8 protein-coding genes and 1 pseudogene are annotated in these 13,619 nt (G+C 53.7%); 7 read left to right on the plus strand and 2 right to left on the minus strand.

The window, feature by feature from the left end:
• Positions 1–353: 353 nt before the first annotated feature.
• Together BLT38_RS11185 and BLT38_RS11190 are read left to right on the plus strand one after the other, a co-directional pair.
• Entirely contained in the window at positions 354–1,175 is an 822-nt protein-coding gene (locus tag BLT38_RS11185) for a helix-turn-helix domain-containing protein (protein WP_197674882.1), read from the plus strand.
• Between the two features lie 99 nt (positions 1,176–1,274).
• Positions 1,275–2,177, plus strand: coding sequence for an NAD(P)H-binding protein (locus BLT38_RS11190; RefSeq protein ID WP_083345248.1), 903 nt, complete (start codon positions 1,275–1,277; stop codon positions 2,175–2,177).
• A 15-nt stretch (positions 2,178–2,192) separates the two neighbouring features.
• Here BLT38_RS11190 and BLT38_RS11195 read toward each other — a convergent pair whose 3' ends face one another.
• The gene (locus tag BLT38_RS11195) at positions 2,193–3,020 is read right to left on the minus strand and encodes a hypothetical protein (RefSeq protein WP_231966433.1); all 828 of its coding nucleotides are present in this window, start codon (positions 3,018–3,020) and stop codon (positions 2,193–2,195) included.
• Positions 3,021–3,136: 116 nt separating this feature from the next.
• Between BLT38_RS11195 and BLT38_RS11200 the strand changes: the two genes are divergently transcribed.
• The gene (locus tag BLT38_RS11200) at positions 3,137–4,597 is read left to right on the plus strand and encodes a PLP-dependent aminotransferase family protein (protein ID WP_083345250.1); all 1,461 of its coding nucleotides are present in this window, start codon (positions 3,137–3,139) and stop codon (positions 4,595–4,597) included.
• 197 nt (positions 4,598–4,794) lie between these two features.
• On the opposite strand, the gene BLT38_RS11205 is transcribed toward BLT38_RS11200, so the two are convergent.
• Positions 4,795–8,997, minus strand: a complete 4,203-nt coding sequence (locus BLT38_RS11205; RefSeq protein WP_083345251.1) for an Ig-like domain-containing protein — start codon at positions 8,995–8,997, stop codon at positions 4,795–4,797.
• Between the two features lie 216 nt (positions 8,998–9,213).
• On the opposite strand from BLT38_RS11205, the pseudogene BLT38_RS21185 reads away from it, so the two are divergent.
• The 4 genes and pseudogenes from BLT38_RS21185 to BLT38_RS11220 all read left to right on the plus strand — a co-directional run.
• A pseudogene (locus tag BLT38_RS21185) lies at positions 9,214–9,381 on the plus strand (two-component regulator propeller domain-containing protein); the annotation flags it as partial.
• Between the two features lie 12 nt (positions 9,382–9,393).
• Positions 9,394–12,186, plus strand: coding sequence for a ligand-binding sensor domain-containing protein (locus tag BLT38_RS11210; RefSeq protein WP_231966434.1), 2,793 nt, complete (start codon positions 9,394–9,396; stop codon positions 12,184–12,186).
• A 180-nt stretch (positions 12,187–12,366) separates the two neighbouring features.
• On the plus strand, positions 12,367–12,714 hold the full coding sequence (locus BLT38_RS11215) for a response regulator transcription factor (protein WP_172838238.1): 348 nt from the start codon (positions 12,367–12,369) through the stop codon (positions 12,712–12,714).
• A gap of 85 nt (positions 12,715–12,799) precedes the next feature.
• Positions 12,800–13,444, plus strand: a complete 645-nt coding sequence (locus tag BLT38_RS11220; protein ID WP_083345254.1) for a response regulator transcription factor — start codon at positions 12,800–12,802, stop codon at positions 13,442–13,444.
• The last annotated feature ends 175 nt before the right edge of the window (positions 13,445–13,619 follow it).

The raw sequence follows: 13,619 nt of genomic DNA on the forward strand, positions 1-13,619 counted from the left end.
GCGTGTTCGCCGGCATTGGAGAGGTCTCCCTCTGCGAGAGCGAACTTTCTCCCGCATGAATAGGGCGTCTGCCGAGCGGCAGACGCAGGCAGCTGCTGAAACCAGACGGTATCTCCAGCGAGATGGAGATACCGTTCGAGTTGGGTGTAAGCATCCATACATAAACCCAAATATCACGATAACGTTTTTATTGTTATCGTTATCTATCTTGTTACGGTCTCGCGCTGAAACGCCGTTAGTCCTTTATTTTCTTACTATGGGGATATAGTTACGCGCATCTTAAGCTTCTTGCGCAATTAGCCGTCGTCGGGAGATGACCAATCCAAATCGTTTGCTGGGGGCAAAGGAATCGTTTGGGGAGAAACGAGTCTGTTACCAAACTTGACCTAGTGAACTCCCAAGTGGCTTCGACACATTCACCTTTGCGTCATGTCCTTCCACAATCAGCTGTCACGATCGCTCCCATCCATGAAATTGCCCTTGTTCGCAGCGTGACAAGTGACGTCTTCGGGCTTCGTAGCCTTCTTATCAGCATCGGTGTCATTCCCGCCGGGATGGAAGGTTCTTGGGAGGACGACGCGGACTGTCAGATTCTGCGCCTGAGCTTCCAGCCCTCTCTCCTCGAAGAAGTTGCTGAGCAGATGGGGAGGAACTCCAGCAAGGTTGACCTCGCACCACGCTTTGCTCTTCGCGACACCCGTATCGAAGCGATAGGGTGGGCGATCAAAGAGGATCTGGAGGCGGATACTCCCGCCGATCCGCTTTATATCGAACTTCTGACGAACGCCTTGGCTGTGCGACTGGTTGAGTTAGCTTTCGACCGTGCTTCGCATGGAGAAAGGTCCCACACGCCACGACTATCTGCGCGTCAACTCCGCATTCTGATCGACTATATCGAGACCAACCTCGATCAGAGACTTCATCTGGCCGATCTCGAGTCAATTGCCGGTGTCGGCACGACCCGTCTGAAGACGCTCTTCCGCAATAGCACCGGAACACCCGTCCATCGCTATGTCATTGGTCGTCGCATTGAATACGCGCGAGCGATGTTATCCACGACGAAGATGCCCGCAAGTCAGATCGCCCTCGCGGCTGGATTTACGCACCAAAGTCACATGTCTTCGACGATGCGTCGTGTTCTCGGCCATGCTCCAAGCGAGATCCCTCACCCGTAGATGAAATCTGCCCGAAACTGCAAAACTGCGTCTGAATCTGCGCGATCCAAAGTGCCTTCGTTCTTTAGTCTCGCTGCATATCGAATGGAGGCTAGACGCATGTTTGCAATCATCGGGGCATCGGGAAACGTCGGACGTTCAACATCTTCAGCACTACGACAAGCGGGCATGCCTGTGCGAGCAATTGTTCGCGACTCGGCAAAGGGCGCTCCACTCAGAGAACTGGGGTGTGAAGTTGCTGTTGCCGACTTGCAGAACCCGGCTTCTCTCGAGAAGGCAATCTGCGATGCGGATACCGTGCAGGTCATCCTCCCACTGCGGCCTCTGGTGAAGGATCCAGCAGGAGACTTGTCCCTCTCGGGCACCAGCATCATCCACGCGCTCCGACAGACGCGTCCCAGTCGCGTGCTGGCCATTTCTGATTACGGGGCACACGTCTCCGAGAACATCGGCATGCCCAGCATCTTCCACGAATTCGAAAGCCTGCTTCACACGGTCGAAAGTTATAAGCTGATCCTCCGTTCCGCGGAACACATGCACAATTGGGGACGCGTAATCCCAGTGGCGCTCTCATCTGGAACTCTCCCGACCTTCCAAGATCCAATCGAGATGGTGCTGCCAACCATCTCAGCACAAGATCTCGGTCTCATCGCGGCCAGACTGCTCCTCCGACCTCAAAGTGGAAGTGATCTTGACATCGTCCACGCGGAAGGACCGCGCCGCTATAGCGCAAGTGATGTGGCGACAGCTCTGAGTGAGTTGTCAGGTCGCACGATCCATGCTCATGCCGTCCCTCGGTCACAATGGAAAAGTGCGTTCGAACAGTTGCCCACGAGCCTTGCCGATCTTCTGATCAAAGCGAACGATGCGAAAAACAAAGGCGGCCTAGTTGATGTTGAGCCGAATGCGGATGAGGTGATTTATGGCACGACCGAACTCATTGAAGCTCTAAAGCGGTTCACGAATTCGCCGCACAATTCGCAAAATCTGGGAAGACTCTGAACGCGTTGAATTTCTTTAAACGACTGCGCCGGAACGAGCCGTCGCCAACTGCTCTCTCGGTGTGAATCCCCTTTGCTGACTCCGACCCGCAAACTCCACAAAGACCAAGCATGCTCCAATTGCGGTGAGGTTGTAGATGGCTCCGCCCCATGCGCCCTGGCTGTGTGGGTTGGAAAAGGCCGGCGGTATCTCTACCGTGAACTCAAACAACAGGAGCATAAGAGCGAGCATTCTTGCTGCGAGCACGTCGCGAATTCTCGCAAGAATAGCGCAGCCTGCCAGCAGAAAAGCGATGCCAGTCAGTACAACAAAGAAAAGACCAAACGGCACCCAGTGCGGGACGAACCTCCCATAACCACGAGTATTGATAAGGTGCCCCATAGCGAAGGTGATGAGAGGCACGCCCAACATCCAACGAGTGATCGCCAGCGCGCTGCCCTTCGGGAGTGAACCGGGACGTGCCACGGCGTAGAGGACGGCAGCCGGGGCGGCCAGAAGGAGCTGCATGCCAGCACCTCCCAGACAGAAAACAAGAAGGTCGAATCGAACCCCCACCGCATGAGCCATTGCAGCGTAGCGCGATACCCACAAAAGGGCAAAGGCGATGTAGATGAGAGCGGACGCCGAGGCGCCAATCCACGCGGTTGGCCGCCGCAATAAGGCGATGCCGGCAGCAACTAACCAGATACCAGAAAGCACTGCCAGTACCGGTTCGCTAGTGAGGTGGCCGAGAGCCGCTATCGGTTGATGCGAGGCTTCGAATTTCAACCACACAATGTTCACGACCCCCGTTGCAATCGTTGCCGAACCATACAGCCAAACACCGACTCTCATCCTGTCCATCTTCATCTCCAACGAGCAAGCTGACCGACTGAAATCCATTTGCGCTGATAGTATGGGTTGCAATTGGTACTCTGGTAGAGCCAATTAGAAGAAATACTCTTAGACCAATCCCAGCCATGTCACGAATCGTCAGTTCGTTCGAGTTGAGTATTAAGAATCGTCCCCCTCATCAGGTGTTGACGAAGTGGCTTTACGAAGAGCTGCGCAACGCGATTCTAGAAGGCAGGCTTGAAGCTGGCGCCAGACTGCCAGCCTCGCGTGATTTCGCTCGACAATACGGACTGTCGCGCGGAACAGTCGTCAGCGTCTTCGAGCGCTTGCTGGACGAGGGCTACATATCTAGCAGAGTGGGAGTGGGTACTTGGATCAATCCGATCGCAGCGACTGTCCCACCTCATAAGCCGCAGACGTCGACGCCTCCCGCTTATGTTGGAAACGTTATCTCGTCGTATGTGCGACCAAAGCCCTACGTCGACCTTGTATGGAAAGCGGCGTGCCTTCCCTTCCGCGCGTCGGACCCGGCCGTTGCGGAATTCCCAGCCGAGATTTGGGGACGTATCGCCGCCAAGCGCTCTCGCAATTTCAGGTCATGGCTTGATACACCGGCAGATGGAAGTGGCTATCCACCACTGCGCGATGCCATCGCGCACTATTTGCGGACATCGCGTGGCGTGCGCTGCAGCTCGGATCAGATCGTGATTGTCTCTGGAATACAACAGGCACTCGATCTGTTGGCGCGCGTGCTTCTGAAGCGTGGGGATGCGGTATGGATGGAAGACCCTGGCTACTTTGGAGCGAGCATTGCGTTTAACAACGTCGGCGCAAGAATCATCGCCGTGCCGGTAGATGAAGATGGACTCTCGGTTGCTGCCGGCAAGAAACTTTCCCCGCATGCCAAGGGGGTTTATTTAACACCGGCCCATCAGTTTCCCTTAGGAGTAACGATGTCTTTAGAGAGACGAATCGCCCTACTCCAATGGGCCTCTCGTACCGGCGCTTTCGTAATCGAGGACGACTATGACAGCGAATACAGGTTCCGGGGTCAGCCAGTACCCGCGTTGCAAAGCCTGGATGAAAATTCAAACGTCATTCTCATCGGATCGTTCAGCAAGACATTGTTCCCATCGTTACGTGTGGGCTATGTCGTCTTGCCTCCGTCGCTCGTAAATTACTTCATGGCCTTCCGCTTTCAAACAGATTTCCGCAATGCGAGTTTTGATCAGGCGGTGCTCTGCGACTTCATCGTGGACGGACATCTCGCGCGTCATCTGCGCAAAATGCGTGATCTGTATGCGGGCCGCCTTGAGGCATTGATCGAAGGCGGCAATAGATACCTCGGCGGGCTGCTTGAAATCTCAAACGTTAGGGCTGGACTCTACACGGTGGGATTCCTAGACAATGGGATGACATCGCGACAGGCAGAAAAAGCAGCTGCTGCGCGAGGAGTTGAGGCCATCGGGATCGACCGCTACACGTTGAAACGTCCCGACCCGAAGGGTGTGCTGCTGGGATTTGCTGCCCATCATGAGACCGCGATTCGAAAAGCACTCATTCAACTCGCTAGAGCGTGGAGTTGATCAAGAATAGGACTTTAAGACCTGTTCGGATGTAGTCTTCGTCAATCTCAATCGATCAGAAAATTATCCCTTGTGTAGGGGTCTACATCACCGCTTCTATTACCTTTTCGAACACAATGATCGCGGATCTCCTGTAATCACAAAAGGCAAAAACCGACACGGCGGACACACCGCGTCGGCTTGCCATTCCGAAACCGCTATTGGATGTTGACGCTAATCCCCATGCTTCGGGAGACAGATCCCACGCTCGCATTGACAGTGATTGTTTTCAATCCCGTTTCTCGCGTTGTGGTTGGCGTTGAGCTCATCGAACTGCCAGCACAGCCGGTGAGAGTCACAGTGGCTAGACAGATTGCGATAATCGCAACAACCAGACGCCGCGATGAGTTGCGATCGAATCCGGCACAGCAACCCAATCCCAAGATCGGAAGGAAGAGCAATGCCATGGAGGTCTGGCTGGTTGGGCTGGCTGAGCTAGGCCCGATCTGCACCGTTGCATTCACGCTACCGTCAGCAGCCAGATTCAATGATTGCGAGTCGAAGCTGCATGCCAATCCTGCCGGAAGTCCCGTGCATGAGAGCACAACGTTACCCGCTAATCCAGCCACCGAATTGATCTGCATCGATACAGGAGCTGAGGTGGAGGTGTAGGTGGCATTCATACTTGTGCTGGCCATCGAGATCAAGATGTCAGCACTTTCTGAATACACTGTGTAGGTGGCTGGTTGAGCGCTGGAGCCCTCGTAGCCTGAGCCAGGCGCATAGTCTGCCTGAATCTGATGCTTGCCCAGAGCGAGGCCACCCGGCACCGTCCATGTTGCTGTGCCACCCGTACCAATCGCGGGATTGCCGACGACAGCACCGTCAACTGAGATGTAGACACTGCCAGACGTGACTGGTTGACCACCCGTCATCACCTGAGCTGTGAATGCGGCGTCATGACCGAGTACTCCACTGGAAGGGCTCGTTACTGATGTCGTTGTGAGAAGTTTTTTCCCAGCGCCACCATTTCCACCAGGAGCTGACCCGAGGAGTCCTCCGCTGACGTCGCCCGGCCATGCATTGTGATCGCTTGCATCGCAAATGCTGCCATTGCCCCAGCCAGAGGGGTTACTGGCACTGGCATCATACGTAACACTAGCCATCGGTCCATTTACGGAGAACATCTGGTACATGGGGACGTTCAGTTGGTTCGGCGCAAACAAGTTATTTGCGAGATCAGAGTCGATCACAGTAATGTTCACACTCTGAGAACCCGCCTTGGACGCTACACCGTCTATCACCGCGAAGTCGTAAAAACCCTCGTCCTGGCCAAATGGTTGTTCTGTGCCGCCGGGCGAGAAATAGGCGACGCTTTGATATTGCGAGAGTTGTCCAATACCTGAACCAGGAGGCTGATTCGCAGTGAGGTAAAAGGCATTGCAGGAGTCGGCTTCATCGTGATCCTGTATTGACCCCACGGTAGGTTGAGAAAATGCTCCCGAAGAAGCACCGGCCCACTCGACTCCTCTCCAATAGTGAAGGTTATAGACCGTGGGAAGCAGGGCGAAGTAGAAACCCCTTGCCGATGCACTCGTCATGCCGTTAATCGCTGCAACCTGCTGCACCTGGTTGGGCGCAAAGAAGGTTGAATCGTTTGTTGTGGTGGTGCGGGGTCCGATGATGCTCAGACGTCCCCAATCCGCCGTGATGTTGTCAACTGTGCTGTCGAAGCCGGCAAGGAGGGGGCTCTGTAAATCCGCCGTTGCAAGTTGGCCAACCGTTGTAGTCAGTTGTGCAAACGGCTGGGGAGATGAAGAAATCACAGTGTTCTTGCTGGATATGCTGCCTCCGCTACCTATGGTGCTGATGATTGCACCTAAGGCATTGCCAAGGGAAGTCAGGTATTTGGCATCCTTCCAATTTTGGCTATTTGCATCGAATATTGGAGTCAGTTCGCCGAAGCCTTCCACATTGGCTGCAATCGACAATAGGCCACCGAACGAGCCCAAAAGCGATTGCCAACTAAACGTAACGTTCTTGGTTGCGATCTCCTGAGCGTTGAGATTCCCCATGCCGCTACCTTCTACGGTATTTGCGGCGGCACTCAGCGCCAATCCCACATTTGCGTTTCCGGCCGCCACGATATCCTTCATATTCGCGGAACCGGTCACCAGGTACTGTAAGGTGTTGGTCAAATAGATCACTTCGAGGGACAACTGGGCCTTCACTGCGTTGAAGTCAGCCGAGGTGAACGATGATGATGCACTATCGCCTGTCGCGGTAAAAGTACAGGTTGAACCGTCACTTGCGGTGCAGCCGAAGGTGTTCCACGCACCCACGCCAGGAAATTGCAGATTCGCTGGGTCCATCGTGTGATAGTCGATGGAAGTATTGACGGATCCTGTGAAGAAGTAATGGAGGTCATCCACATGCGGCCCTTGGATTGTCTTCACGTAGTAACCACCCAACAGCCAGTGGCTTATAAAGCGGTAGGCAGCCTGCTGTCCGGCTAGAGAGGATGCATTTGGCAGAAGCACGGTACCACTGTTCGACGGCCACTCCACTGGCTGCTGATAGGAAGCCATACTCAACAGGAAATCTGAGTCGCTGATACCTCCCTTAGCGTTGAACAGGCCCTGTTGCTCTGCGGAATTTTGGGCGGGCAGGTAATAACCGTTCGAATTCCGTTGCAAAGTGCCATGCAGCACGCCCATCTGCCCGGTAAACGCAGTCGATAATTCCGCAGTTGCCCCGGTGAGCGCGTTTCCGCCCCCCTGATACCCGACAAAAGCATAGTTATCCTGATTCGTGTAGGTCGGTCCGGCGATTGCATACGGCGTGCCGCCCCAACCGTTAAGAGCTGCAGTAAATGCCTTGAAACCCGTATACGTTGCGGCGCCGGACCAGCCGCCATTCGTTACCGTCTGTTGCTGTGAGTTCGACCCCACACTGCCAATCGATTGCAGGATGAGCAGTTTGTTGTAGGGAACGGCATTGATCGCTGCAGCCAAGGCAGACCATTCTCCATCGATATTTTGGCCACCAATTCCAACTTGAAAGAATTGTCCACAGTTGGTCACGACACGAGCTGAGTTGGAAGGGATATCGGTTCCACCCGAGCAACTTTGGTATGCAGGCATGGGGTTTTCACGGTCTAGGGTGAGCATCCATATGCCGTTTTGGTTGGGGGGTGCAATCGCGGGAAGGATAAGTTGTGTTTCGGTATTTGGAGAGGCAAAGATAGCTTGATCTGTAGGAACAGTCAGCCTAACCGTTGGTTGGGAGTTATATCCAGGATCGTTCGGTTCAATCGCGAACTCAATGATGTCTGATGACTGAAAGTTGTAATTGCCATTTGCATCCTCCAGCAATGACCCCGTCGCGTACGCCCCAACCGGTCCCCAGTTTTCATAAATAGAACCAGCCGCCGCACCTCCATACCCGATGATCATGTAGCTGCTGGGCATTGACTGGTTTGATGGATAGTTGGCCCAGTTTGTCCCTCCAATGGAGGTCATGTCCAATCCAGAGTCGAGCGCGCTGGCCCCAGCTCCCGTACCCACGATCACCAGATCGTTCGAGGTATAGTTTTTGCTTTTGACATAGCTGGTCACAGCCGCACCACCACCGCTGCTAAACCACTCAAAGTCTTCGTACGCCAGGGTCTGACGATTGACTGCAAGGAGAACATATTGGGCTTGGATTGTACCTGTCGTCGGGCCGCCGTACCCTACGCCATTGACAGCGAGCCAGGGGCCTGACCCGTTCCAGTTGCCTTTCATCAGCGTATCGAAACGCACCGACGGCGCCAGCCAGGCCGGACACATGGCGACCGGGTCGCAAACTGGATTGACCGGTACGTCGGGCTCCGCTTGGGAACGGACGACTCCCGCAGCATTTGCTGTGGCCATCATTTTCGGAGTTTGGGTAGCGTTGACACTCTTACGAGGAGCTCCGGTCATGGATCTCCAGCGACCACTCGCCATCCCACCTGAAGATGTCTTCACACTAACGTTCAGGACATTCTTCACAGTGCTGAGTCCGTCCGATGCGGAAACATAGCCCGAGGTGCCACGAAACCGGCTACTGACGTCACGGCCGTTGAGTGTGGCTGTGATCGTGTTCGTGTCAGCATCTGCCGGCAGGGTCAAGGAAAACTCCTGACCACCTCCAAGCATGACGCCTCCGTTCGCGGAGATCGCAATCGTGTTTGACTTTGCAGTTGAGCCTGCAGTGCCATTAACCACGTGAAAGTGCGTGCCCGAATAAACATCGCTAAACCGGGAAACTGGTTTGGGGGATAAACCGGATAGTGACCCGGTTGGGGTTAATTGAGCGTTCGCGAGTGGTGGCAAGCAAAGCCCCGCTACAGCCAAGAGGATCTTGGCAATGCCCCACTGGTTTAATTTATTGCGCATGATTCCTCTCCTGCTGTGTCGCTGAAATATCTAGGTATGCCATGCAGAAAGCTATGGCAGCCCTAACTGTAGCGGCGAGAAAGTGGCAGATAAATAGAGGTCAACACACGGTCGACATAAGAGAAAACACACTTATCGTCTATGTGAAATCACACGACTATAATCCCCGTAGACTAACTCCAGACCTTCTCATAACCCTCAATGCGTACCTTGAAAATGCTCTTCAGAGGTGTCGTTTCAATTCTGCTGGGGGCGGTCTTCCTACTCGTGCCGGCTTCGTGCACAGCGCAGATTGGATTTGAGGATTGGACCGTGGACAACGGTCTCCCGAGCAATGAAGTTCGAGGCGTTACGCAGACGCCAGATGGATATCTCTGGATCGCAACTCTGAATGGGTTGGCACGATTCGATGGGATACGCTTCACGATATTCAACAAGAGCAACTCACCCGGTATCATCTCCAACCGGTTCATCAACCTTGAGCAAAGCCGGGACGGTGACCTCTGGGTTGCATACGAGAGCGGCGGCCTATTGCGGTATCACGCAGGCAAGTTCAGAACTTACGATTCTCGAGATGGTATTCCTCACGGCGATGTGTCAACGATCACGACCGACGCTGGCGGTAATGTTTGGATTCTGTCCAGCGGTCAGGTAGCGCAATGGAATGCAAAGTCAGATCGGTTTGAGTTGTATCAGCCGCTCAGTGACCGTATCTATGGTCCTCTCATCTGGGACAGTACGGGCTTTGTAGCCTACGACAAGACCAAGGTTTACTGTTTCTCGAAAGGTCAATCGAGAGAATTTGCCTTACCTCCGCGACTCCAAGGCAAAGTGATTTCGACAGTCGGACTTGATCAGGAACATGTCGCGTGGCTGCGAATGCAAAGCGGCGAGATTGTCCGGCTAGCCTTGATCACTGATCATCCCAAACAAGTAGATAGCCTAGATGCCGTGATGTATCACGGCCCTGACGGGAAGTTATGGAACTTCCAACCAGCGCAAGACGTGATGCGATCCATTGATGCTCGGCGCGGTCGAGAATCGTCGAAGATAACCTTTCGATACAGCTATGCGGACCACCAAGGAAACTTGTGGCTCGCCACCGCGGGACAAGGTCTTTACCGCCTCCAGAGCCAAACGATCAGTACCTATTCCACAGAGCAGGGCCTCCTCGATCAAGATGCATACGCCATCTACCAGGATCGTGACGGGGCGTTGTGGATCGGCACGTGGCACAAAGGATTAAGCCGCTTCCAGAACGGTCATTTCAGCAATTTCACGTCAGCGAACGGGCTTCCAAAAGCTCTCGTGACGGCGATCTATCAAGAACGGAATGGACGGCTTTGGGTTGCCACTCATGGTGGTTTGGCGACGTTCCAGAATGGACGATTCTCTACGGAAGGTGTTCCGAACTTTTCGCAAAGCGTGGTGCTTTCGATTTATCAAGACCGAAGTGGGGCGCTTTGGTTCGGGGGAAGAACGGGCGCATTCAAGTTTGAGAACCACCGTATCGAACCATTCTCTAACGGCGGTGGCATCGCGTCAGTAGACGTTCACGTGATAACCGAAACACAAAATGGAGATCTTTGGTTTGGAGGAAGTAATGGCCTATTCCAACTTCACGACGGGAGGGTCATCCAATGGTCGGAAAAGAATGGTTTAGGAAGCAACAACGTCTGGTCGCTCTATCCTGATAAAGATGGAATCTTGTGGATCGGTACCTTTGATGGTGGACTGGCGCGACTCAAAGATGGGCGCATCACTCGTTACACCACATCCAACGGTCTTTTTGATGATGGCGTCTTTCAAATTCTGGACGACCATCGCGGCAACCTTTGGATGAGCTGCAGTCGAGGCATCTATCGGGTCGGGAAGAAAGAACTGGAAGAGATGGCAACCGGTTCGCGAACGACCATTTCCTCAATCTCCTATGGCCCCATAGATGGTCTTCGCGATAGTGAAATGAACGGCGGAATTTCCCCCGCAGGAACACGCGCAACTGACGGAAAGTTATGGTTTCCTACACAGGATGGCGTGGCTGTAGTGGATCCATCAAAGGTACGCGTCGACTCTCGACCCTCTCGAACCATTGTCGAATCTGCTCTCGTCGATCAGGCACCCGCTGATCTGAACGGGCCCATCACGATCTCTCCTTCCCAGTACAGTCTGCAAATCCAATACACCGCCCCGGATTTCCTAAGACCGACACTGATTCGTTTCCGTTACAAGCTTGAGGGCCTGGATCAGGATTGGACCGACGCCGGTTTCCATCGATCGGCTTCGTATAGTCATCTTCCTCCAGGCAACTATCGTTTCTTGGTTTCGGCGATGAGTCCGACCGGAACATGGTCTCAATCGAGTACTCCCCTTTCCATCTCTGTGTTGGCTCCCTTCTACAAGACTCGGTGGTTCGAAGCATTCGTAATTCTGTTCGCCGCTCTTGTGGCGTTTTCCATCTGGCGCTATCGACTCATGGAGCTCAAGGCCAGACACGCACTTCAAGTGGATTTTCTGCAGCAACTCATCACCTCACAAGAAGAGGAACGGAAGCGAATCTCGATGGAGCTTCATGACAGCCTGGGACAGAGGCTCGTGGTCATCAACAGCACCGCCAAACTGGCTCTTCGATTCAAGGAAGATCCCGCCAAGAGCAAAGACTCCGTGCTGGAGGAGATCAGCTCAGAAGCCATGGCTGGATTAGAAGACACACGCTCGATTGCCTATGATTTACGGCCCTCGCATCTCGATCGACTCGGGCTGACGCAAAGCATTGAATATCTGGTCGAAAAGACGGCTGATGCCGCCGGCATTCCGATCACGGTCCAGATGGACAATATCGATGACGTTGTACCGCTTGATCAATGGATTAACCTCTATCGCATCGTTCAAGAAGGACTCGGCAACATCATCAAGTATTCGTCTGCAAGCTCTGCGAGTGTTCGTGTCGACAGAATGACAGATCAGATCATCTTAAGGATTGAAGACGATGGCGTGGGCTTTTCAGTGGATCGCAACGTCAACAAGACTGGCCGAATCGGGATTGGACTGCGAGGAATGGCAGAAAGAGCAACATTGCTTGGCGGTAAGTTCGAAGTCAAATCTGCGCCAGGTCAAGGCACTACTCTGACGGCACTGATTCCGACGTCTCCCGCTGACAAAACAGAGACCCCAGAAGCGATTCGTAACTGAAAATTGCTTCGCACTTTGGCCTGTTCCGACCAGATTCTCGTGCGTTATCACACGATTCATCTGTGTGATTTCACACGGGTCCACCGTGTGGTGATAGCACGCCTCGGATCAGTGATTTCGTCGTCTAATTAATCGATGGAGTCTGCACACACACATCGTTCTCCCGAACGGCTAAAGATCATGATCGTTGAAGACAACGAAAAGGTGAGAGGCCTGATCCGGTACGCACTCAGTGGTGACTTCGAGTCGATTATTGAGTGTGCGGATGGCGCCGACGCGTTGGAAACATACATGGAACATCATCCGGATCTGGTCTTCATGGACATTCAGATGCCCCGGCTCGACGGTTTATCTGCGACAAGGCTGTTGAGGGAATACGACCCTTCAGCGAAAATACATATCCTCACGGATTACGACGAGGATGTGCTTGGGACTGTGGCTGAAGCAGTCGGTGCTTGCGGATATACATCCAAAGTAAATCTTCATGAACTCGGTATGATCGTCAGTCAATACGCGGATCGCATGTAGACTACGGTTCATTGTTCGCTGAGCGAATTTCGGCAGCGTCCCTGCAATAGCGGTATTCGACAACAGCTGTGAGGAGCAAACAACCGTGTCCGTTTCTGTTCGTGTTGTACTCGCGGATGACCACCCCATCGTACGCACGGGACTGCGGTTGGGCCTCGAAGCGACCAGCGGAATTGAGGTCGTCGGTGAGGCTTCTGATGGTGAGTCTGCACTATCGCAGATTCAGGCTCTTTCACCGGACGTTGCAATCCTCGATATCGACATGCCAAAGCTTGACGGATTAGGCGTCGCTCGCCAGATCCGCTCATTGGGCCTGCAAGTAAAGATCATCTTACTGACCTTGCATTCGGAAGCAATCTACCTGCGTGCTGCATTCGATGCTGGGGCTCACGGCTACATCCTCAAGGACAGCGGCTCCGAAGACATTGTTACCGCAATCCGAACTGTTCTCTCTGGTCAGCGATATATTGGGCCGAGCATGACCGAGCAGCTGATCAGCCTTCAAACCGGGGAAGAGACCATAGATAAACTCATGGCAAAGCTCACACCGGCCGAGCGCAACGTCATGAGATTAATCGCAGAGGGCAAGGCGAGTAAGGAGATCGGCGACGAGCTCGGCATCCACTATCGCACCGTCGACAATCATCGTACGAATATCTGCCGGAAGCTCAAGATCGAGGGAGCCAATTCGCTCCTTCGATTCGCTCTCCAACATAAAGCTGAGTTCTAAATCTTCGCAGCTGCCTTTCCTCCGCGGTTGTCTGAGAAACTTCTGACAGGTTAAGGCTAATTTAACGAAGACCATTCTTGAGAGGCCTTGCACCGTGCTTGAGGTGATGCATTCGCGCTGCGAAGCTTCTCGGAATCGTACAGCGAATTTCCTGTCCAGTGAAGCCTTACCCATG

The organism is Terriglobus roseus (genome assembly GCF_900102185.1).
Taxonomy (GTDB): domain Bacteria; phylum Acidobacteriota; class Terriglobia; order Terriglobales; family Acidobacteriaceae; genus Terriglobus; species Terriglobus roseus_A.